We start from the raw sequence: 21175 nt of genomic DNA on the forward strand, positions 1-21175 counted from the left end.
CCAAGACGGTGGGCCGCCCGACCACAGCGACGTCAATGAGTACTCCACACGCAGCCACCTGCGGCAGGCCCGGCACGGCAGGACCTTCACCGCCCACTCGTGGTGGCGTCGGCTGCGCCTTCGTACCTGCCTGGCATGGCTCGTCCCGGGTCAGCAAGCGGTCCGCACGGTTTGTGGGTCGTCCCAGCTTGCTGACCCGGGGTGAGCGCCCCTCACATCGCGGCGCACAGCGAGGGAGCCCGCGCCCTGCCGGGTGCGGGGCCGGCCGGGATCAGCCGAGCTTGGCGGACATGTCGTACTGCTTGTAGACGGCCGCGGCGTTGTCCTTGGAGATCCTGGTGGTCTGGAGCGTCTGGTGCTTGGCGACGGTCTTGCCGTGGGCGATGGCCTCGGCGGCTTCCGCCGCCTGCTGGGCGCCGGTCGGGTAGATGAAGGTGGTGTACATCTGGCCGAGCTGCACGGCGCGGATGCCGCCGGTCGGGATGGCGAGCCCGTCGATGCCGACGAACTTGATGCCGTCGGCCCTGCCGGCGCCGCGGGCCGCGAGGACGGCGCCGAGGGCCATGTCGTCGTTCTCACCGTAGACGAGGTCGATCTTCTTGTCCTGGGCGAGCCACCGCTGCGTGATCGCGGTGGCGTTGGCCTTCAGCCACTTCGCCTCCTGGTGGTGCGTGATGGTGATGTGGTGTCCGGCGATGGCGTCTCTGAATCCCTTGTCGCGGTCGATCTGCGGCTGGGCGGACAGGGTCCCCTGCAGCTCGGCCACGTTGCCGCCGTGCGGCAGGGCCTGCACCGCCGCCTGACCGGCGAGCTTGCCGATCTTGTAGTTGTCGCCGCCGATGAAGGACGTATAGCAGTCGGTGTTCACGGTGCGGTCCAGGACGATGACCGGGATGTGCGCGGTGCAGGCCTGCTGCACCGCGGCGGTCAGCGGGGCCGGCTCGTTGGGCGAGAGGATCAGGACGTCGACCTTCTGCTGGATGAAGTTCTGCACCTGGCTGACCTGGGTGGCGCTGTCCTGGTGCGCGTCGGTGATGGGCAGCAGCTTGAGGTCCGGGTACTTCTTGACGAAGTACTCGAGCTGCGCGTTGAGCTGAGCGCGGTACGGCTCGGCGTTGTTGGACTGGGAGTAGCCGACCACGAACACCTTCTTGCCGCTGCCCGAGCCGGCGGTCGTGGAGGCCGGCGCGTGGGCGGAGCAGGAGGTGAGGGCGGCGACGGTGGCGACCGCGGCGGCGACGGCCACCGAGGTGCGACGACGGAGGGACATGGCGGACTCCTTGCGTGGGTGAGGGTGGGTGGTGGTACGGGGGAAGGTCAGTCGCGGGTGCGCAGCCGCCGCAGCGGCTCGGTGAGCGGCTTGAGGAAGCCCGGGCGCTGCAGTACGACGGCCACGACGACGATGAGGCCCTTGATGATCATCTGCATGTTGTCGCTGATCGCGTTGAGGCCCAGGATGTTGTCGAGCAGGGTGAGGATCAGCGCGCCGACGGCGGTGCCGGTGATGGTGCCCTTGCCACCGGCCAGGCTGGTGCCGCCGATGACGGCCGCGGCGATGGCGTCCAGCTCGTAGGAGGTGCCGGCCAGCGGGTCGGCCGAGGCGCTGTACGCGGCGTCGATGGGACCGGCGAATCCGGCCAGCAGGCCGCAGAGCGTGAAGACGGTGATGATCACCAGGTTGACGTTGATCCCGGAGAGCCGCGCGGCGGTGGGGTTGCCCCCCACGGCGTACACATGCCGTCCGAACCGGGTCCTGGAGAGCACCAGTTGCACCGCGACGCAGACCGCGACGAACGCGATCACCGGGTAGCCGATGCCCGCGACCAGGGTGTGACCCGGGGTGCCCAGCGAGGCGAAGGCGGCGGCCTTGGGCGTGAGATGGCCGTTGGAGTCCACCAGTTGCACCCCGACGGCCACGTTGTTGCTCATCTGCCGGTCGATGCCGCGCACCACCGAGAGCATGGCCAGGGTCATCACGAAGGACTGGATGCGGAGCCAGGTGGTGCCGATCCCGTTGAGGAGTCCGAAGAACGCGCCCACCAGCGCGCACAGCGGGACGATCGCCCAGGGCGACAGCCCCTGGTGGACCAGCAGCATCGCCGCCGTCATGGAACCGATGCCCAGCACCGAACCCACGGACAGGTCGATCCCCGCGGTGAGGATGACCAGGGTGACGCCGACGGCGAGGATGCCGCGCGAGGCGAAGGCGGTGACGGCGTTGGTGAGGTTGTCCTGGTTCCAGAAGATCTGGCCCTTGGTGGCGATGCCCACGGCGACCACCAACAGCAGGCCGATGTAGCTCTGCAGTGAGCCGAGGGGCGGCAGGGCCCGCAACAGGCGTCCGCCCAGCGTCTGGAGGTTCTCGCCGGTCCCGGCGGCGGTGTCCCGGGCCGGTGGGAGTGTCTTGCTCATTTCTCTTCCTCGTTCTCGTCCGCCGGTGGTCCGGCCACAACGTTCTGCCGTGCCATCGCCGCGGTGAGGATGGCCTCCTGGGTCGCGGCCGGCCCCCGGGCCGGGTCGCGATGGAACTCGCCGGTCAGCCGCCCCTCGCAGAGCACGATGATCCGGTCGCACATGCCGATCAGCTCTGGAAGCTCGGAGGAGACGGCGATGATCGCGGTGCCCTGGGCCGCGAGGGAGTCCATCAGAGCGTGGATCTCCGCCTTGGCCCCGACGTCGATGCCCCGCGTCGGCTCGTCGAGCAGCAGCACCGAGGGCTCGGTGAGCAGGCACTTGGCCAGCACCACCTTCTGCTGGTTGCCGCCGGAGAGGGTGCCGACCACGGCGTCCAGGCTGTGCGTCTTGGTGCGCAGCTCCTCGACCTTGCCGGCCGCGGCGGCCTTCTCCCGGCGGGCGTCGACGGTGCGCCACGGCCTGAGGTAGCGGTCGAGGGCGGCCAGGGTGGCGTTGAACCGCACCGTGTTGCCGATCACCAGGCTCTGCGCCTTGCGGTCCTCGGCGACCAGTGCGAAGCCCCTGCGGATCGCGGTACGGGGGGTGTGCGGGGCGTACGGGCGGCCGCCCAGCGTGATCTCGCCCCGGATGCGGTCGCCGGCCCCGAAGAGGGCCTCCAGCACCTCGCTGCGTCCGGCGCCCATCAGCCCGGCGATGCCGAGGATCTCACCGGCGCTCACCTCGAGGTCCACCGAGCACAGCGGCGTACGGGTGCTGGCCGGCGGGGGAGTGCTCGACAGGCCCTTCACGCTCAGCCGCACCGAGCCGTCGGATCGCTGTTCCGGGGCCCTGGGGAACAGCTCCCCCAGCGGCCGTCCGACCATCAGCCGCACCAGCTCGGCGCGGTCGGTGCCGGCCACCGGGCGGCGGCCCGCGAAGGTGCCGTCGCGCAGCACGGTCGCCGAGTCGGCGATCTCCTCCAGCTCCTCCAGCCGGTGGGAGATGTAGATCAGCCCGACGCCGCGGGCCGCCAGCCGGCGGATGACGGTGAACAGCCGTTCCACCTCGGCCTCGGCGAGTGCGGACGTCGGCTCGTCCAGCACCAGGATCCGCAGGGTGCCGTTCAGCGCCTTGGCCACCTCGACGAGCTGCTGCTCGGCGATGCGGCAGTCGCGGACCAACTGATGCGGGGGCAGGTCGAGGCCGAGGTCGGCCAGCAGCTCCGCGGTGCGGGTGTGCATCGCCGCGCGGTCCAGGGTGCCGCGCACGGTGCGCAGTTCGCGGCCGAGAAAGAGGTTGTCGGACACGGACAGCTCGGGCACCAGGTTGAGCTCCTGGTGGATCATCGCGATGCCGTGCTGCTGGGCTTGCTTCGGTGACTGGATCCGCACCGGCTCGCCGTCGATCTCGATGGTGCCCCGGTAGTCGGCGTGCACCCCGGCGAGGATGTTCATCAGCGTGGACTTGCCGGCGCCGTTCTCGCCGAGCAACGCCACCACCTCGCCGGGGTGGACGGTCAGTTCGACGTCGTTGAGCACCCGGACGCCGGGGAACTCCTTGCTGATGCCCCGCATGCGCAGCAGGGCGGGCGGTGCGCCGCTCATGTCGCGCCGTCCGCGTTCATCCGCGCCATCGCGGACCTCCCATGGGTTGTGCAGGTAAAGGGTAGGAAATCGATTTCAAGAATATGCGCGCCTTTGGCCCCTAGTGAGAGGCGTGCTGGCTTGGAAGGGGGCCGCTGTACAGCGGTGGGAGCCTCGAGGGGTCCTTGAAATCCTTTTCACAGGAACGTAGGGTCTGCCTTCGAGGGTGTCAAGAGTCGCGTACGAGTCGGTCCGCAGCGGGGGCGGCGCCGCTCCTGCACCCCGCGAGTGCGGCCCCGGTGGCCGAGGAGGGGTCGGAGGACCTATGACGACGATCAACGACGTGGCCCAGGCCGCCGGGGTGTCTCCTGCCACGGTCTCCCGGGTCTTCAACGGGGGGCGTGTCACGGCCGAGCGCGCCGAACGGGTCCGGCACGCGGCGGCCGAGCTCGGCTTCGCCCCCAACCGGGTCGCCCGTTCGCTGCGCATGCAGCGCAGCAGCGTCATCGGACTGATCATCCCGGACATCGAGAACCCGTTCTTCACCGCGCTGGCCCGCGGTGTCGAGGACGCCGCCCAGCGAACCAGCCTCTCGGTGGTGCTGTGCAATACCGACGAGAACACCGACAAGGAGCGCCGCTACCTGGACATCGCGGTGGCCGAGCAGATGGCGGGCGTCATCCTGGCCGCCGCGTCCCGCAGCCGCACCGACCTGTCCGCCCTGGAGAGCCGCCGCATCCCGGTGGTCGCCGTGGACCGCCGCCCGCGCGGGGCCGGAGTGGACGCCGTACTGGTGGACAACGAAGAGGGCAGCGAGGCGGCCACCGCGTACCTGCTGGCCCGCGGCTACCGGCGGATCGCCTGCATCACCGGCCCGCGGGGCGCCTCCACCTCCGAGGAGCGGCTGGCGGGTTACCGCCGGGCGCTCCAGGAGTTCCTGGACGAAGACCCGGGTGCCGCGCCCGAGGGCGTGGACCTGCTGCGCGACTACACCCGCCACGCCGACTTCAAGGTCGAGGGCGGGCGCAGCGCCATGGCCGACCTGCTCGCGGCGCCGCAGCGGCCGGACGCGGTCCTCGCGGCCAACAACCTGATGGCCGTCGGGGCGCTTCAGGCGGTCCAGGATGCCGGTCTGGAACCACCGGAGATCGGTGTGCTGTCGTTCGGCGAGGTGCCGTGGGCACCGCTGACGCGGCCCGGCCTCACCACGGTGCAACTGCCCTCGTACGACCTGGGGTGGACAGCCGCCGGCCTGCTGCTGGACCGGATCGCGGGGAAGGAGCAGCCGCTGCGCACAGTGGTGCTGCGCACCTCCCTCCAGGTCAGGGAGAGCACCGCCGGGCCGGCGGCACCCAACACCCGGGCGGCGCGCGGGCGGCAGTGACCGCGCAATGATGAAATCCATTTCACCGACAGGTGTAGGGTGAGGAACACCCACGGTGAAAGGATGCGGACCCAGGTGGTGACGATCCAGGACGTGGCGCGAGCCGCGGGAGTTTCCCCGGCGACCGTCTCGCGCGTCTTCAACGGCGGCAAGGTCACACCGGCACGTGCGCTGTCCGTGCGAGAGGCCGCGGAAGCCCTCGGCTTCGCGCCCAACCGCCTGGCGCGGTCGCTGCGCAAGCAGCGGTCCAGTGTGATCGCTCTGATCATCCCGGACATCGAGAACCCGTTCTTCACCTCGCTCGCCCGCGGTGTCGAGGACGCCGCGCAGCGCACCAGCCTCTCGGTCGTCCTGTGCAACTCCGACGAGGACACCGACAAGGAGCGCCGCTACCTGGAGGTGGCGCTCGGTGAGCAGATGGCGGGCGTGATCGTGGCCGTGGCCTCCCAGGACGAGACGGACCTGGGGCCGCTGATCGCCCGGGGCGTGCCCGTGGTCGCCGTCGACCGCCGGCCGGGCGACGCCGAGGTGGACGCGGTCACGGTCGACGACCGGCACGGCGGCGAGGTGGCCACCCGCCACCTGTTGCGGACCGGCTACCGCAGGATCGCCTGCATCACCGGGCCCGAGGGTGCTTCCACGTCCGAGGAACGCCTGGCCGGCTACCGTGCGGCGTTGAACGCCGCACGGGACAGTGCGGTCGTGACCGACGATGCCTACGTACGGCACGCCGACTTCCGCGTCGAGGGCGGCCGGGCGGCGATGCGCGAGCTGCTGGCGCTGCCCGAGCAGCCCGATGCCGTGTTCGTCGCCAACAACCTCATGACCATCGGTGTCCTCGACGCCCTCGACGAGGTCGGCCGCACACCGCCGGACATCGGGGTGCTCTCCTTCGGTGACGTCCCCTGGGCATCGCTGGTACGTCCCTCGCTGACGGCCGTCGAACTGCCCTCGTACGATCTGGGGCGCACCGCGGCCGATCTGCTGTTGCAGCGCATGGACGGTGGCTCCTTGCCGCTTCAGACCGTGGTGCTGCGCACCAGGCTCCAGGTCCGGGAGAGCACCGCCGGACCCGCCGGGCACTGACACCCCCGACGGCGAAGGAGCGGCGCCGCACCGGCCGCTGAAGGTGTTCCAACCGTTGCAGAAGAAGTCGCCGAGCGGGACCTCGACGGCCGGATCCTCCTCGCCCTCCCAGGGTCTGCGAGCACCGCCGTCGCGCCGGGTGCGATGTCGATGCTGGGAGAGATCTTCCAGTTCGGCCCCAGCCTGCTCGCCGCCACCGCCCCGGTGCCTTCCGTGGCGCGGCCGCCGCCGGACTCGGCACCGGTGAAGTTCTCGGCGCTGATGGATCTGCTGACGGCACGCGTCCTGCGGGCGATGCCGTCAAGTCCAAAGGTCGTCATCGTCTTGTGCTTCATGGGTGGCGGGGTCGCACCGTCGTACCGGTGAAACACCTCTGAAATCCATTTCACGGGAAGGTAGGGACGGACCTCAAGGCGTGTCAAGGCCTGGGACGTGCAAACGCTCATCGGGGGCGACAGTCAGCATGACAGACAGGTATTTTCTCCGGGAATTCGGACGCAGGCGCGCGCACTCTTGACGCTGAAATCGATTTCTGTCAGCGTGCTCACCATGCTTCGCAACGCAGTCATCGGTGTGGACATCGGCACCTCGAGCAGCAAGGGCGTCCTCGTCGGCCTCGACGGTGGGCTGATCCGCTCGGCCGTACGGGAGCACACCCCCGCAAGGCCGGGCCCCGGCCGCTTCGAGATGGATGCCTCCGTGTGGTGGCGCGAGTTCACCGAGCTCGCCCGGGAGCTGACCGCAGCCGGCGACACCACCGTGCTCGCCGTCGGGGTCAGCGGCATGGGCCCCTGCGTCCTGCTGACCGACGAGCACGACACCCCGCTGCGCCCCGCAGTCCTCTACGGTGTGGACACCCGCTCGGTGGGTCAGATCGAGCGCATCGAGGCGCGGCTCGGCGCCGAGGAGATCATCCGCCGCTGCGGCTCGGCACTGACCACCCAGGCGGGCGGGCCGAAGATCGCCTGGATCGCGGAGGAGGAGCCAGAGCTGTACGCCCGGGCCCGCCGCCTGTACATGCCGAGCTCCTGGCTGGTCAGGAAGCTCACCGGGACCTACGTCCTGGACCATCACTCGGCCAGCCAGTGCACCCCGCTGTACGACACGCTCGCGGGCGACTGGTACGCCCCATGGGCCGCCGAGGTGGCCCCCGGCATCGACCTGCCGCCGCTGCAATGGTCGGGTGAACCGGCCGGCACCCTCACCGACGAGGCCGCCCGGGCCACCGGTCTTCCCGCCGGTATCCCCGTCACCACCGGCACCATCGACGCCTGGGCCGAGGCCCTGAGCGTGGGCGCGCAGAACACCGGTGACCTGATGCTGATGTACGGCACCACCATGTTCCTCATCCACACCGTGCCCGAGCCGCTCACCAGCCCGTCCCTGTGGGGCACAGTGGGCGCGCTGCCCGGCACCCGCAACCTGGCCGGCGGCATGGCCACCTCCGGAGCCGTCACCAACTGGCTGCGCGACCTGTTCGCCGGTGCCGACCACGCCGAACTCACCTGCCTGGCCGCCGAGTCGGGCCCCGGCGCCAACGGCCTGCTGATGCTCCCGTACTTCTCCGGCGAGCGCACCCCGGTCATGGATCCGGACGCCCGCGGGGTGATCGCCGGCCTGACGCTGTCCCACACCCGCGGTGACCTGTACCGGGCCGCACTCGAGGCCACCGGCTTCGGTGTCCGGCACAACATCGAGGTCATCGAGGCGGCCGGCGGCGACATCCGCCGTGTGGTCGCCGTCGGCGGCGGCACCCAGGGCGCCCTGTGGACACAGATCGTCTCCGACATCACCGGCCGTCCGCAGGAGCTGCGCACCGTCACCATCGGCGCCAGTTACGGCGGCGCGCTACTGGCGGCACAGCTCGTCGGGGACGCCTCCATCGACGACTGGAACCGTGTACGCGAGACGGTGACACCTCGCCCCGAACACGCCGCCCGCTACGACGAGTTGTACGCCCTCTACCGGCGGCTGTACCCGCAGACCTCGGCGACCGCCCACGCCCTGGCCGCACTTCAGGAGCGCTGACTCCGCTCCCGGCTGCCGCAGGTGGGCCCGTACACCGCTCGCACCTGGCCGATCAACACACACAGGCCGATGCCATCGCGGCCGGCTGCCACGGCCGCCGGCCGTGCCGCCGCGCACCCCTGTACCGGGCGGACGGCCTGCCGGCGGGGTGGCACCACTGACCGATCGCTCGACCCGCCGTCCCCCACCCCGGGGCCGGACGCACAACCGACGGAGACCGCATGACCGCGTACACCCTGCCCGAGCTCCACCGGCCGCCCGCCGCAGAGCCGAACACCGTCTACACCGTGGCCAGCGGCGACCTGCGCCCCACCGCCAACGTGACCTGCTGGCCAACCCAGGAGAAGCTGGAGAACGACCTCGCCGCGGCCCTTGCGGACCTGGGCTGGAAGGTCCGCCGCGGCCACGCCGTCGACCAGGCCAAGGGCCACGGCTTCATCGACAGCCAGCGCGCCGGAATCGAGGTCTTCAAGCACCTGCCCAAGGACGCCCCGCTGATCGTCGTCGAGGCCGTCTGGCAGTACAGCCACCACGTCCTCGCCGGCCTGCGCAGTCATGAGGGGCCGATCCTGGTCGTGGCCAACTGGAGCGGCGAATTCCCCGGCCTGGTCGGTCTGTTGAACCTCGCGGGCAGCCTCACCAAGGCGGGACGCGAATACTCCGTCCTGTGGAGCCCCGACTTCACCGACGCGTGGGCGCGCGACGGCCTGCGCACCTGGCTCGAGACGGGCACCCTCGGCCATGACACCAGCCACGTCCGGGCCCTGCCGGCCCTGCCCCAGGACGGCGAGACCGAACTCGGTGTGGCCCTCGCCCGGCAGCTGCGCGAGGAGAAGGCGATCATCGGCGTCTTCGACGAGGGCTGCATGGGCATGTACAACGCCATCATCGACGACGAGTTCCTCAACCCGCTCGGCATCTACAAGGAGCGGCTGTCGCAGAGCGCCCTGGTCGCCGAGATGAAGAACGTCTCCGACGAGGAGGCCCAGGCGGTCCGCGCCTGGCTCGACCACGCCGGCATGAGGTTCCACACCGGCACCGACGAGGCCACCGAGCTCACCGACGCGCAACTGCTCAGCCAGTTCAAGATGTACATAGCCGCGCTGCGCATCGCCGACGACTTCGGGCTCGACGCGGTCGGCATCCAGTACCAGCAGGGTCTGAAGGACACCGTCCCGGCGAGCGACCTCGCCGAGGGCCTTCTCAACAACGTCCAGCGCCCCCCGGTTCGCAGCCGTGACGGCGCCCGAGAGCTCTACCCCGGCGCACCGCTGCCGCACTTCAACGAGGTGGACGAAGGCGTCGCCGTCGACTCCCTCGTCACGAACCGCATCTGGACGGCGATGGGCCTCGACCCGGCCACCACGCTGCACGACATCCGGTGGGGCGAGGAGTACGACGGCCGGTTCGTCTGGGTCTTCGAGATCTCCGGCTCGGTGCCCGCCTCCCACAACGGCGGCTACCACAAGTCGTACAGCATGCGCCAGCCGCCGATGTACTTCCCGCTCGGCGGCGGCACCCTCAGCGGCGTCTCCCGGCCGGGCCAGATCGTCTGGTCGCGCGTGTTCCTGATGGACGGCCGCCTGCACGTCGACCTCGGCCGTGCCACCTCGGTCGAGCTGTCCGAGGAGGAAACACAGCGACGGCTCGACGCCACCACCCCCCAGTGGCCCATCATGCACGCGGTCCTGCACGGCGTCACCCGCGACCAGTTCATGGCACGCCACCGCGCCAACCACCTCAACGTGGCCTACGCCCCTGACGCGCCGACCGCCGACAAGGCGCTGCGTGCCAAGGCCGCGCTCTTCGCCGAGCTTGGCGTCGAGGTTCATCTGTGCGGAGACGTGGCGCTGTAACCGGCCGAGTCCGCGGTCGCCGTGTGCCCCCATGGGCGCGCGGGCCCGGGAACTTCGCGGTGTTCCGTCCACTCCCCGTACGGGCGGAACACCGCGAACCAGCACGTGAACGACCGAGCGGGCGAACGAGGGAACGCCCACGGTTCCGGGAGTTCAGGCGATATGTGCAGGAATGCCTCCCATGGGTGCGCGGGTGCTGATCCGAGGCGAGCCGCAGGCGACGAGGAGGCGCTGACATGTCCGGACCGGTGGAGACGGACCGCTCCGGGCCGCGGCGGCTACGGGAGTTGCTGCGCGGTCCCGGACCCGTGGTCGCGCCAGGGGCATCGGCCTGCTCACCATGAGCGAGATGACCGATGCCTGTGCCGTCCGGATTGTCCTGATGGTTCTGTCGTCCCGCAGGACGCGCGCCGCCATGCCGGGCGGCGTTACAGGCCGGCCGCCACCGTGCGTGCGACGGCTTCCGGCGCGCCCGCGGTGACACCCGTCCCGATGTACAGGTCGCACTCGCGCAGGCGCCGGGTGGCCCACACGCTGACGGCCGCGGTCAGTACGAGGTACCCGCAGGCGATCCACGGCGTCCCGTGTCCCGCTGCCGGCAAGACGCTCATCAGCAGCGGCGTGACGCCGGAGGTGAAGATGCCGGAGACCTGGTAGACGAACGACATGCCGGTGTAGCGCACCTCGGCCGGGAACAGGGCGGCGAACAGCGTCCCCTGCGCCCCGTAGACAACGGCGTGGACGATGCCCAGGGTCAGCGTGATCCCCGCCGCGTACCCCCAGAACCCGGCCGTGCCGAACAGCCAGAACGCGGGGAACACGCTCAGCCCGAACCGCGCGATACCGGTCGGATACATCCGCCGCGCCCCCTGACGACCGGTCAACGCACCCGAGACCGGCAGCAGTACGGCCATCAGCACAGCGGCGAAGGTGACGGCGAGGAGCACCGGCGTGCGCGGCAGGCCCAGGGCCGTCGTGGCGTAGGAGAGCGCGAACACGCCCCAGGTGTTGAACGCCGCGCCCTCGCCCCACCGGGCCGGCATGCCCAGCAGCGTGTGGCGCCGGGTGATGGGATCACGGACCTGGTCGCGGTCGACGTCGCGGTCGTGGCCGCGGTCGGCGAAGAGCGAGTCCGGTTTGCGGCGGGGCCAGTCCAACCGCGGACCGGCGGGACTGCGCCGAACAATGGCAGGAGCTGAGTGACGTCCTTCCGGGCGATTACCGCGGCTGGAGCGTCAGGCGGCGGACTGCTCGTGCAGGCTGTGGGCGACCGCCAGGAACAGGTGCAGGTTCGTGATGTCCTTGGCCAGGTGGTTGGACCAGCGGACGAGGTCGCCCGAGGAGTCGGTGGTCATGATGCGGACCAGGCCGCCCGAGGCACGGACCTCCCGGACCTTCGGCCAGGGCAGGCCGCCCTTCCCGGGGGCGGACACGGCCGCGCGGGACAGCGAGAGCGCTCCGAACGGGACCGTGCCGCCCTCGCGAAGCGTCTCCAGCACGGCCGGTCGCTGTGCGCGCACCACCGCGTCCTGCATCTGGCGACCCCAGACGTCGGGATCCTCGTAGAACTCCGTGATCCGCACCGACCCCTGGCCAGGGGCGCTTGCCGAGTAGACGTATTTGGTCGGCGCGGGGAAGCCGTTGATGACCAGCTGGATGATCTCCTGCTGGAGGTGCAGGGAGTCCCAGCGCAGGGCGACCGGCCCGCCGCCGGACGGCGGGTGCACGACCAGCCCCTCCTCGAACAGGTGCAGCCGCTGGGCAGCCCGCTTCCGGCTGAAGTCGGGGAAGCGGCGCATGCAGAACCAGTAGTACAGCAGCCCGGGAACCAGGAAGAACGGCATGAGCATGAGGCAGTTGAAGACATGGACGGCGAACACCGCTCGACGGAGGCGCTTCGGCGCGAACACGCCCTGGAGCGCGCCCAGCCGATGGCGCGCGGCCAGGTCGGCGACCTCGGCCGACGCGGGGGTGAGTGGAGTCATGAGGACGAGCCTCCGATCCGCGTCCATACGTGACAACCGTGGATCTACGTACATCGGTTACGTATCTTCCGCGCCGGTTCCCGGCCGGCCTGGTGGCCGACACCAACGGGCGCCCAGCAGTGCCGGACGTCGGCGGCGAGGCCCGTGGCTGGGCCGTTACGTCAAGATCATCGGATCGTTGGTCGGGGTGTGCCGTTGACTGACGCGCAATGGGCGCGGATCGAGCCGGTGGCGCCGGTTACCGTACCGGTCATGTCTGATGCTCTTCAGGATCACGGCCCACGAGAACTCACCCTGGTGTGGGAAAGGCCGGCGGGCCGGGTGCGGCCTTCGGCGACGTTGCGTGCGTTCAGGGACGGTCTGGGTGTGGCGGTCGTCGTGCCCGTCGGGGACGGCCGCGTCCTGCTGGCCGCGTCAGGCGATGACGAAGAAGACGACGTGGTGCGGCTGTGGGACCCGGTGACCGGCGAGCAGGTGGGTGGCCCCCTACGGGAGAACTCGAAACAGGGTGGGCTCGTCATGGCGATGGTGGCCCTGCCGTTCGCCGGCGGGCACACCCGGCTTGCCACGGCGCACTACGACGAGGACGACGACGGGCATGTGGTGTACCTGTGGGACACGGTCACCGGCGAGCAGGTCGGTGGGCCGCTGCCCGGCCCGGGAAGCGCGTCGAATCTGGTCGCCGTACCCACGCCGGACGGGCGGAACCTGCTGGCCATCACCCCGTACGACGAGGAAGAGGTGTGGCTGTGGGACGCGGCCACAGCCGAGCGGGCCGTCGGTCCGCTGAGCGTCCCCGCGGATGTGGACGGCCCGAGCGCGATGACGGCGGTGACGCTCGCCGACGGCCGCACGCTGCTGGCCACCGCCCATGGTCACGGGGAAGGCGCCGTGCTGTGCCTGTGGGAGCCGGTGACGGGCGAGCTGGTTCAGACCCTGCTGTGCCCGCACGAGGACGAGGGCCGGCCGAGCGGACTGGCGGCGGTGCCGCTGCCCGACGGAGGCAGCCTGCTGGCCTTGTCCTTCAATGACGACGACCACGAGACGGTGCGGCTGTGGGACGTGGCAACCGGTGCTCCGGCCGGCGGGCCGATCACCGGCCCCGGGCTGCGTCCCGTCCCCATGGCCGACGGGACGACACTGCTGTCGATCGGGTCGGGACTGTGGGACCCGGCATCCGGGCGCCGAATCGGTGACCTGGGGACGAACCGCGTCCCCACCGCGGTGGCAGCGGTTCCGTTGCCGGACGGCCCCACACTGCTCGCGGGGGAAGTGCCCAGTGGTGCCGTCTGGTTGTGGGATCCCACCGCAGTGGAGCCACCGACCGAGCCGGAGGAAGTCGGCTGGGACGGCCTTGTGGCACCTGTGACGGTCCCCGACGGGCGAACGCTGCTCGCCACCCGCAGCGACACCACTGTCTGGCTGTGGGACCTGCGCACCGGCGAAGCCGCCGGGCAGCTTCACACCGGCGATACGGATGTCCTCACGGCGATGGCGGCGGCTCCCCTGCCGGACGGGCGCACCGTTCTCGTCACCGGCCACAGGAGCGGTGCCCTCCGGTCATGGGATCTGGCGACGGGCGGGCCGGTCGGTTCGCTGCCGCCCGGCCGCACCAGCGCGATCCGCACCATGGTGCCGATCGCGACGCCCGACGGGCGGATCTTCATGGCCACCGGTAGTCACTCGGGCGTCATCCGTCTTCGCGATCCCGAGACCTGCGAAACCGCGAGTGATGTCTTCAACCGGCCCGACCGACCACCGCTGGCACTGGCCTGCGTTCCGATGCCGGACGGACGCACTCTCCTGGCAAGCAGCGAAGCCACCCCCGCCCGGGGCGGCAGTAGGGCGGTCCGGCTGTGGGACCCGGCCACGGGTCTACCGGTCGGCGCCCCCTTCGAGAACCACAGGCATGTGAAGCACCTGGCGGCGATGCCCTTGGCGGACGACCGGACCCTCCTGGCAGTTCGGGACTTCGACGACTCGGTCCGCGTCTGGGACGCCGAGAGCCGTCAGCTCGTGGGCGAACTCACCGGCGGGCCCATGGCCGCGATCGCCCCGCCCGGCGGGCACCCCCTGCTGGCCGTCGCCAGGCGGGGCGCGATCGAGCTATGGGATCCCCTGACCCGCCGATGGGTGGGCTCCCGTCTCCTGGAGCGACCGATCACGGCCCTGGCCGGTGTCGGGCCGAACCTGGTCGTCGGATGTACCGACGGCCTTGGCGTCGTCGACCTCGTCAGCTGAAACATGCAAAGCCGCGCTCCCGGCCGGCGCGGACACCCTGCGCGACTGCCCCGGCCACCGGCTCCGCGGGACCGGACCGGCGGACGCGCCGCGGCCCGACACTCCGCCATGAACGAGGCGGCCTGTTCGTGGCGTACCAGGACGTACCGGATCCCGGAGCCCTGCAAGACGTCGACGAAGCGGATGTTCTCCTCGCCGGGGATTCCGAAGACGTACCCCACGCCCTCGGCCCGCAGACAGCGCACCAGCGAGTGCGCGACGTCCTCCGCTGCTGCCGTGTTCCGCGACCCGGCCGCGCCTTCGGTGCCCACGAGACGAACGTAGGCACGCCTGCCTGCCCTGGCCACTCATCCGCCGCCGACCGGGGGCGCGGAGAGCCAGGGCCATTCGGAGGCGTTGTGGTGGCGGCTGCCGCGGTCGGCCCGCACGCTGGGCGAAGTGGACGAGTCGCCGTGCACAGGTCGGCGGCAAAGCTCAGGGAGGACCGTGTGACCGCTTCGTCGCGCCCCACCGACGCACCGCCGGCCCGGTACGACGACCTGCGCGCTCTCGTGATCAACTGCACCCTCAAACGCTCGCCGGAGACGAGCAACACCCAGGGCCTGATCGACCGCAGCACCGCGCTCATGGACGCGCAGGGAGTGCACGTCGATGTCGTACGGGCCGTGGACCATGACATCGCCACGGGGGTGTGGCCCGACATGAGGGAGCACGGCTGGGAGACGGACGCCTGGCCGGAGCTGTACCGGCAGGTCATGGCGGCCGACATCCTCGTGCTGGCCGGACCCATCTGGCTCGGTGACAACAGTTCCGTGACGAAGCAGGTGATCGAACGCCTCTATGCCTGCTCCAGCCTGCTCAACGAGGCGGGTCAGTACGCCTATTACGGCCGCGTCGGCGGCTGCCTGATCACCGGCAACGAGGACGGCGTCAAGCACTGCGCCATGAACGTCCTCTACAGCCTTCAGCACCTGGGGTACACCATCCCTCCGCAGGCGGACGCCGGTTGGATCGGCGAGGCGGGCCCCGGCCCCTCCTACCTCGATCCCGGGTCGGGCGGCCCGGAGAACGAGTTCACCAACCGCAACACCACCTTCATGACCTGGAACCTGCTGCACCTGGCCCGGGCTCTCAAGGATCTGGGCGGCATCCCCGCCTACGGCAACCAGCGCACGGCCTGGGACGCCGGCTGCCGCCGCGACTACGAGAACCCCGAGCACCGGTAGCGGGATGCCGGAGGTGAGCCGTGGACGGCCGTCGGGTTCGGAGCCACCCAGCGGAGCGCTGCGCCGAAGAGCAGCCGAGAAGTATGTGCGGGAGCGGCTGAAGCGTGTACTGGCCGGTGGGGCGACTGCGGTGTCGAAGGCCGCCGCTCGTGCACGTACGGCGGCGCCGCGCACCGGGCAACTGCCCCCGCCCCCGGGGCCGTTCCGCCCCGGGTTCCGGCGCAGTCCGATCCGCGGACCTTGGCTGACGTCGGTGTTCGGCTTCGTGCTGCTGGTCGGCGTCCCGTTCGAACGGCTGCATGTTCGCTCCATCGCTCACGGACTCGAGCGGCTGTCCCTGCTCATGCTCGTCGGCGGCGTCATCGCGGTTCCCCACCCCGGTGACACAGGGCTGTCCGACAGCGTCTGTGCCGGTCGGTGGCCGGCGATCAACGGCGTACTCTTCGCTGCCTCCGCAGGGGCCTTCGCGCTGAGGCTTCGCCGCTTCCGGCAGGCCGGTCGCACCGACGAGAGCCGGTCCGACCCAGGGCATGGCGGTACGCCGTGACGATCGACGAGGACGAACTGTACGGCGCCGACGAGGACCCCTACGCGCTGGCCCTGCAACCGGGCCGTGGCCCGGTCTATCTGCGGCTGATCGACGGGCGCCGGATCCCGATGCGGGTACACCGCTGGCACGAGCAGCCCACGGAGGCCGACAGGACCGTGCTCGAACGCTGTGTCGGCCCCGTCCTCGACGTCGGCTGCGGGCCGGGCCGGTTGTGCAGAGAGCTCCTGGGCCGGGGAATCTTCGCCCTCGGGGTCGACATCGCGCCTCGCGCGGTCGCGCTGACCACGGCCCTGGGCGGGCTCGCAGTGTGCCGATCGGTCTTCGACCGACTGCCGGCCGAGCGAAGCTGGCAGACAGTTCTGCTCATCGACGGCAACATCGGCATCGGAGGAGACCCTCGCCGCCTGCTGCACCGCTGTCGCGGGCTCATCGCACCGTCCGGGCGTCTCGTCATCGAAGTCGACCCCCACGACGTCGAGGAGCTCTGCACCGCCCGCTTGGAGGACTCCCAGGGCCACAGCGGGCCGCTCTTCCCCTGGGCGCGGCTCGGACGACGAGCGCTCCACAAGGCCGCCGAAGACCTCGCCCTCAGCGTCAGCGACCACTGGACGAGCGGGCGCCGATGCTTCACCACCCTGACCCAGCGGGAGATCAGTCATGGACCGCCCTGACGTGGGACCACAGCGACGCGGAGGGGAGGATGGCGCTCGTGCCGGGGCGCGGCGGCACGCGCGGCCGAGTAGCCGCAGCTCAGGACGGCAAGAAGAGCGACCGACTTCTTTCACGGAAGGACGAGTTGCTCACTCGGCCCGCCGGTGCGGCCCAGCTCGTGCCAGTGCCGCATCAGGCAACGTTCGCCCTGTTGAGGAACCACGCCAACACAGCCGCGCCGACGGGTGCCGCGACAACGTAGCCGATGAGGATACCGACGTCTGAGTCAGCCAACGCCGGAAAGGCCCAGTTCGCTGCTGCAACCACGAGCAGTGTCACCGTTGCCAGCGCGAGGACAGCGGCAACAACGGCAAGCCGTCGGGGCGGCTTTTCCGCACGGTACAACTCAACCGCAGGCCAGACCGCAATCATGCCCGTGGTCAACGCGCCGAGAGCGGGGTCGGGCAGCCACCCGAACGGCCACGCCAACAGCGTGACAACCCCGAAGAAAGCGAGTCCGACGAGTTCCAGCAGGACGGTGAACACCACCAGGTCCCACGGACGTTCCCGGATCGAGCCGTTCCCGCTGTCCTTCTCATCGGCCACGTCGGCAGAGTACCCGCCGACAGGGCGAATGTTGCCTGATGCGGCAGGCGCGGAAAGCAGGACTGACAGGACTGACAGGACCGACAGGACTGACGCACTGACAGGGCCGACAGGGCTGAAGCGGTCGTCCACCTCCGGTGCGGCCTGGAACGCACGATTCACTGGTTCACCCGTTCCGCGGCCGCCTGAACCGACGCGTCGGGCCGCCTGAGCCGACGGCGTCTCGCTCCCTGTGACGTCGTTGAACCGGCGGCCAGGCATGGTTTTGCCCCTATAGCCAGCTGCCTGTTCCTTGCCCGGCGTGTGGGGGATGTGGGTGGGTACCCACAGACAGATCTTCGTTCCGGATCCGATCTATCAACTCAGCGGAGCCCGTTCAGGAGGTGGGGATGCGTCTTTTCCACAGCCGTCCCACCGACCCCGGGTTCCGCCGTCTGCGCCATGGACGCGGCTTTCGTTACCTGGACACCCAGGGGGAGCCGCTGCGCGATCCCGAGGAGCTGGCTCGGATCCGCGCCCTGGTCATACCGCCGGCCTGGCGGGACGTGTGGATCTGCACCAGGGCAAACGGGCATCTGCAGGCCGTCGGTACGGATGCCGCCGGCCGCCGTCAGTACCTGTACCACCCGCAGTTCCGCGCGGAGCAGGAGCAGGCCAAGCATGAGCATGTTCTCGACGTCGCCGATGCTTTGCCCGCGGTACGGGAGGCCCTCGAGGGGCATCTGCGGGACCGCGGGCTGACCCGGCACCGGGTTCTGGCCACGGCCGTACGTCTGCTCGACCTCGGCTTCTTCCGCATCGGCAGCGACCGATACACCGAGCTGAACAACAGCTACGGCCTCACCACGCTGCTGCGCGAGCACTCCCGCTGCCGGGCCGGTGCGGTCCTGTTCACCTACACCGGCAAGCACGGCAAGGAGATCGTCCAGACCGTCGCGGATCCCGCCGCCTGCCGCTGCCTCACCGCGCTGCTGCGGCGCCGGGGCGGCGGTGACCGGCTCCTGGCCTACTGGGAGCGTCCCTCCTGGCACACTGTGACCGGCGAGGACGTCAACGCGTACCTCAGGGAACTGGCCGGCCTCGAGATCACCGCCAAGGACTTCCGCACCTGGCACGCCACCGTCATGGCCGCCGTGGCACTGGCCGTCTCCCAACCCGTCGCACGCAGTGAGAGCGCCCGGCGCCGGGCCATCGCCCGGGCGGCACGCGAGGTGGCCGGGTATCTCGGCAACACACCCGCGGTCTGCCGTGCCTCCTACATCAACCCACGGGTGATCGAGTTGTACGAGGAGGGTGTGACGGTCGCCGCCGCGCTGCCTCACCTGGGCGACGAGGGCGCGTACGGCGTCCCCGCCACCCAGGGACCGGTGGAACGGGAGGTGTTGCGCATGCTCCGCAACGGACACCCGTCCGAGGGCAGTTAGAAGCATTCCGCCTCCGCGTCGATGGAGCAGGGGTAGATCTGCTGCTCGTTCACCGTGCTACGCGGCGGCCAGAGCGGTCTTCCTCATGCGTAGATACGTCGGTCTGCAGCAGCCTGGCCCTGGAAGGCCCGGAAGCCGCCGGTGGGGGCTGCGAGTTGACGGCGGACGACGGCGAGAGTGGAGTCCACCTCACGGGTACCGATCGACATCTGGGAGATCCCCAGCCGTTCGGCGATGCGGCTTTGGGTCATGTCCTCGAAGAACCGCATGTACAAGATGGCTCGTTCACGCGCGGACAGGCGAAGCAGTCCGGTCTTCACCGCCTCGCGGTCCAGGACGGTGTCGAAGGAGGAGTCGGGCGCTCCGAGCGTGTCGGCGAGGCTGCACCCGTCGTACCCGGAATCCTGCTCGGCGTCGAGGGAGAGGGTACTGAAGCGGCGGCGCCGCATGGGGCAAGATGGTATGCACACGTGCGCTGCAGGGAGGTGAGGATGGTGGCCGGCGACGAAGACGCTGACCTGGAGGCCGATGCCTGGCGGGCCCGGATCGTCGGTGAGCTCGTTGTCGGGGTGCGCGGCCTTCCCGCCGCCGAGGTCCCCGACGCCCTGTGCCGCGTATGTGGGGGGCTTTTGCCAACTGTGTCGGGGCTGTCGGTGTCGGTCCAGAGCGACAGCGCGGAGTCCGCGGTCGTGCTCTGTGCGAGCGACGCCGTGGCGGGGCGGCTGGCAGAGATCCAGTACACGCTCGGCGAGGGCCCGTGCACGGAGGCCGTGCGGCTGCGGGCCCCGGTCTTCGCGACCGATCTGACCCGTGCTCCGGATGTCCGCCGTTGGCCGCTGTTCTCCGCCCAGGCGGCCATGGCCGGCGCAAAAGCCGTCTTCTCGCTCCCGCTGACGAGCGGCGCCAGCCCACTGGGCACACTGGACCTGTACCGGGACACGGCAGGCACGTTGGACAGCGATCAACTGCGTACGGCTCTGCTGGTCGCCGACGCCTTCACGCTGGCCGTCAACTCCCTGGACCGCGACTCTGAGGAAACGGAGGGAGTCGTAGCGTGGCTGGAGGGGGCATGGTCGGACCGGGAGGAGATCCACCAGGCAACCGGGATGATCATGGTGCAGCTGGGAGTGAGCGCCGAGGAGGCGGCCCTACGGCTGCGGGCCCGGGCCTTCGCACAGGGCCGCACCTCGAGAGAGGTTGCCAAGGACATCGTGGACCGCACTACAGACATGCGTCATGGTTGAACGGTCCGTACAAATAATCACACCGCCGAGGAGGCGAGCATGAACCGCGAGCAGCAGCTGGCGAAGGCGTTCGTCGACCTGGCGGACACCTACGCGCCGGAGTTCGACCCGCTGCACCTTTTCGCCTGTCTGGTCAGCGCCTGCCGGGAACTGCTGGCTGTGGACGCGGCCGCCGTGATGATCGCCGACGCCCGGGGCAGCCTGAAGACCATGGCGGCGACCAATGAAGACGCGGCGTTCGTCGAACTGCTGCAGATGCAGACCGGCCGCGGCCCGTGCATGGACTGCTATCGCACCGGCCAGGCCCGCAGCATCCCCGACGTCACAGCAGAGTGGGAGCACTGGCCGCTCGTGGTCGCAGCGATGACCGAGGCCGGATACCGCTCACTGCAGACTGTCCCGGTCAGTCTCCATGGACGCCCTCTGGGCGCTCTCACCCTGTTGAACACGCGCGCGGGGGCCCTGGACGAAGGCGAAGCGGACTTGGCTCGGGCCCTCGCGGACACCTCCGCGCTGTCGCTGATGCACTGGTCGACCGAACCCGTGCGCAGCGACGACGTCGTCACCCGTGTGCAGAGCGCCATCGCCGCCAAGGCCGCCCTGGAAGTCGCCAAGGGGATGATCGCCGCGACTGCCGGTATCGCGGTCGGCGACGCCGGGCAGGTCCTTACCGGCTACGCCCATCGCCGCCGGGTCAGTCTGGCCGCGACCGCTGAAGCCCTGGTCAGTCGAACCATGGAACCGGCTGTCGTTCTCGCCGCGCACACCATCGACTGATCGCCGCCTGCCCTTCTGGCCCGCTCCGGCCGCAGTCGGGGAGGCGGCGCACTCGGGCGGGCCCGGCTGGCGCTGAGGGCTGGTCGTCTGTGCGGCTCCCCCGGCTCGTTCATTAACAGAGGGAGCCTCGCGGGGGCTGT

18 protein-coding genes and 2 pseudogenes are annotated in these 21175 nt (G+C 70.4%); 12 read left to right on the forward strand and 8 right to left on the reverse strand.

Annotated elements, in window-relative coordinates; all coding sequences use genetic code 11:
- Nucleotides 1–271: 271 nt before the first annotated feature.
- The 3 genes from ACWGJM_RS25445 to ACWGJM_RS25455 are packed head-to-tail and all read right to left on the reverse strand — an operon-like array spanning nucleotide 272 to nucleotide 3998.
- Nucleotides 272–1270 (reverse strand): substrate-binding domain-containing protein, encoded by a 999-nt coding sequence (locus tag ACWGJM_RS25445; protein ID WP_453414007.1) that lies wholly within the window; start codon nucleotides 1268–1270, stop codon nucleotides 272–274.
- Between the two features lie 47 nt (nucleotides 1271–1317).
- Complete coding sequence (locus ACWGJM_RS25450; RefSeq protein WP_453414008.1) at nucleotides 1318–2412, reverse strand: ABC transporter permease; 1095 nt, start codon at nucleotides 2410–2412, stop codon at nucleotides 1318–1320.
- Entirely contained in the window at nucleotides 2409–3998 is a 1590-nt protein-coding gene (locus tag ACWGJM_RS25455) for a sugar ABC transporter ATP-binding protein (RefSeq protein WP_453414009.1), read from the reverse strand. The genes ACWGJM_RS25450 and ACWGJM_RS25455 overlap by 4 nt, the downstream gene beginning before the upstream one ends.
- Nucleotides 3999–4302: 304 nt before the next feature.
- Here ACWGJM_RS25455 and ACWGJM_RS25460 point away from each other — a divergent pair, with 304 nt between their 5' ends.
- The 5 genes from ACWGJM_RS25460 to ACWGJM_RS25480 all read left to right on the forward strand — a co-directional run bounded on the left by ACWGJM_RS25460 (nucleotide 4303) and on the right by ACWGJM_RS25480 (nucleotide 10331).
- Nucleotides 4303–5361 (forward strand): LacI family DNA-binding transcriptional regulator, encoded by a 1059-nt coding sequence (locus ACWGJM_RS25460; RefSeq protein ID WP_453414010.1) that lies wholly within the window; start codon nucleotides 4303–4305, stop codon nucleotides 5359–5361.
- 63 nt (nucleotides 5362–5424) lie between these two features.
- Nucleotides 5425–6447, forward strand: coding sequence for a LacI family DNA-binding transcriptional regulator (locus ACWGJM_RS25465; protein ID WP_453414011.1), 1023 nt, complete (start codon nucleotides 5425–5427; stop codon nucleotides 6445–6447).
- A 144-nt stretch (nucleotides 6448–6591) separates the two neighbouring features.
- Nucleotides 6592–6813, forward strand: a complete 222-nt coding sequence (locus tag ACWGJM_RS25470; protein WP_453414012.1) for a hypothetical protein — start codon at nucleotides 6592–6594, stop codon at nucleotides 6811–6813.
- A 183-nt stretch (nucleotides 6814–6996) separates the two neighbouring features.
- Nucleotides 6997–8475, forward strand: a complete 1479-nt coding sequence (locus ACWGJM_RS25475) for an FGGY-family carbohydrate kinase (RefSeq protein WP_453414013.1) — start codon at nucleotides 6997–6999, stop codon at nucleotides 8473–8475.
- A 221-nt stretch (nucleotides 8476–8696) separates the two neighbouring features.
- Nucleotides 8697–10331 carry a fucose isomerase gene (locus tag ACWGJM_RS25480; protein ID WP_453414014.1) on the forward strand — a complete coding sequence of 545 codons (1635 nt, stop codon included), beginning with the start codon at nucleotides 8697–8699 and terminating at the stop codon, nucleotides 10329–10331.
- Nucleotides 10332–10759: 428 nt separating this feature from the next.
- Here the strand turns inward: ACWGJM_RS25480 and ACWGJM_RS25485 are convergent, their stop codons facing one another.
- Nucleotides 10760–11488: an MFS transporter gene (locus ACWGJM_RS25485; protein ID WP_453414015.1), complete on the reverse strand. Its 729-nt coding sequence runs from the start codon at nucleotides 11486–11488 to the stop codon at nucleotides 10760–10762.
- A 78-nt stretch (nucleotides 11489–11566) separates the two neighbouring features.
- The gene (locus ACWGJM_RS25490; protein WP_453414016.1) at nucleotides 11567–12316 is read right to left on the reverse strand and encodes a DUF6585 family protein; all 750 of its coding nucleotides are present in this window, start codon (nucleotides 12314–12316) and stop codon (nucleotides 11567–11569) included.
- Between the two features lie 252 nt (nucleotides 12317–12568).
- Between ACWGJM_RS25490 and ACWGJM_RS25495 the strand changes: the two genes are divergently transcribed.
- Entirely contained in the window at nucleotides 12569–14557 is a 1989-nt protein-coding gene (locus ACWGJM_RS25495; protein WP_453414017.1) for a WD40 repeat domain-containing protein, read from the forward strand.
- Between the two features lie 101 nt (nucleotides 14558–14658).
- Here the strand turns inward: ACWGJM_RS25495 and ACWGJM_RS25500 are convergent.
- Nucleotides 14659–14868: pseudogene (locus ACWGJM_RS25500) on the reverse strand (thiamine pyrophosphate-binding protein); the annotation flags it as partial.
- 177 nt (nucleotides 14869–15045) lie between these two features.
- On the opposite strand from ACWGJM_RS25500, the gene ACWGJM_RS25505 reads away from it, so the two are divergent.
- From ACWGJM_RS25505 to ACWGJM_RS25515, 3 genes are all read left to right on the forward strand, one after another.
- Nucleotides 15046–15783: a flavodoxin family protein gene (locus ACWGJM_RS25505; protein ID WP_453414018.1), complete on the forward strand. Its 738-nt coding sequence runs from the start codon at nucleotides 15046–15048 to the stop codon at nucleotides 15781–15783.
- Between the two features lie 253 nt (nucleotides 15784–16036).
- Entirely contained in the window at nucleotides 16037–16330 is a 294-nt protein-coding gene (locus tag ACWGJM_RS25510; RefSeq protein WP_453414019.1) for a hypothetical protein, read from the forward strand.
- Nucleotides 16327–17004 carry a class I SAM-dependent methyltransferase gene (locus ACWGJM_RS25515; protein WP_453414020.1) on the forward strand — a complete coding sequence of 226 codons (678 nt, stop codon included), beginning with the start codon at nucleotides 16327–16329 and terminating at the stop codon, nucleotides 17002–17004. Before ACWGJM_RS25510 ends, ACWGJM_RS25515 begins: the two co-directional genes overlap by 4 nt.
- 172 nt (nucleotides 17005–17176) lie before the next feature.
- Here the strand turns inward: ACWGJM_RS25515 and ACWGJM_RS25520 are convergent, their stop codons facing one another.
- On the reverse strand, nucleotides 17177–17590 hold the full coding sequence (locus ACWGJM_RS25520; protein WP_453414021.1) for a hypothetical protein: 414 nt from the start codon (nucleotides 17588–17590) through the stop codon (nucleotides 17177–17179).
- A 389-nt stretch (nucleotides 17591–17979) separates the two neighbouring features.
- Here ACWGJM_RS25520 and ACWGJM_RS25525 point away from each other — a divergent pair, with 389 nt between their 5' ends.
- Nucleotides 17980–19014, forward strand: coding sequence for a DNA topoisomerase IB (locus ACWGJM_RS25525; protein WP_453414022.1), 1035 nt, complete (start codon nucleotides 17980–17982; stop codon nucleotides 19012–19014).
- Between the two features lie 83 nt (nucleotides 19015–19097).
- Here ACWGJM_RS25525 and ACWGJM_RS25530 read toward each other — a convergent pair.
- Nucleotides 19098–19451 (reverse strand): annotated as a pseudogene (locus ACWGJM_RS25530) (sigma factor-like helix-turn-helix DNA-binding protein); the annotation flags it as partial.
- Nucleotides 19452–19505: 54 nt separating this feature from the next.
- Here ACWGJM_RS25530 and ACWGJM_RS25535 point away from each other — a divergent pair.
- Together ACWGJM_RS25535 and ACWGJM_RS25540 are read left to right on the forward strand one after the other, a co-directional pair.
- Nucleotides 19506–20258, forward strand: coding sequence for a GAF and ANTAR domain-containing protein (locus tag ACWGJM_RS25535; RefSeq protein ID WP_453414023.1), 753 nt, complete (start codon nucleotides 19506–19508; stop codon nucleotides 20256–20258).
- A gap of 39 nt (nucleotides 20259–20297) precedes the next feature.
- Nucleotides 20298–21035, forward strand: coding sequence for a GAF and ANTAR domain-containing protein (locus ACWGJM_RS25540; protein ID WP_453414024.1), 738 nt, complete (start codon nucleotides 20298–20300; stop codon nucleotides 21033–21035).
- Nucleotides 21036–21175: the final 140 nt, after the last annotated feature.

The sequence above is a fragment of the Streptomyces sp. NPDC054834 genome (genome assembly GCF_053611185.1).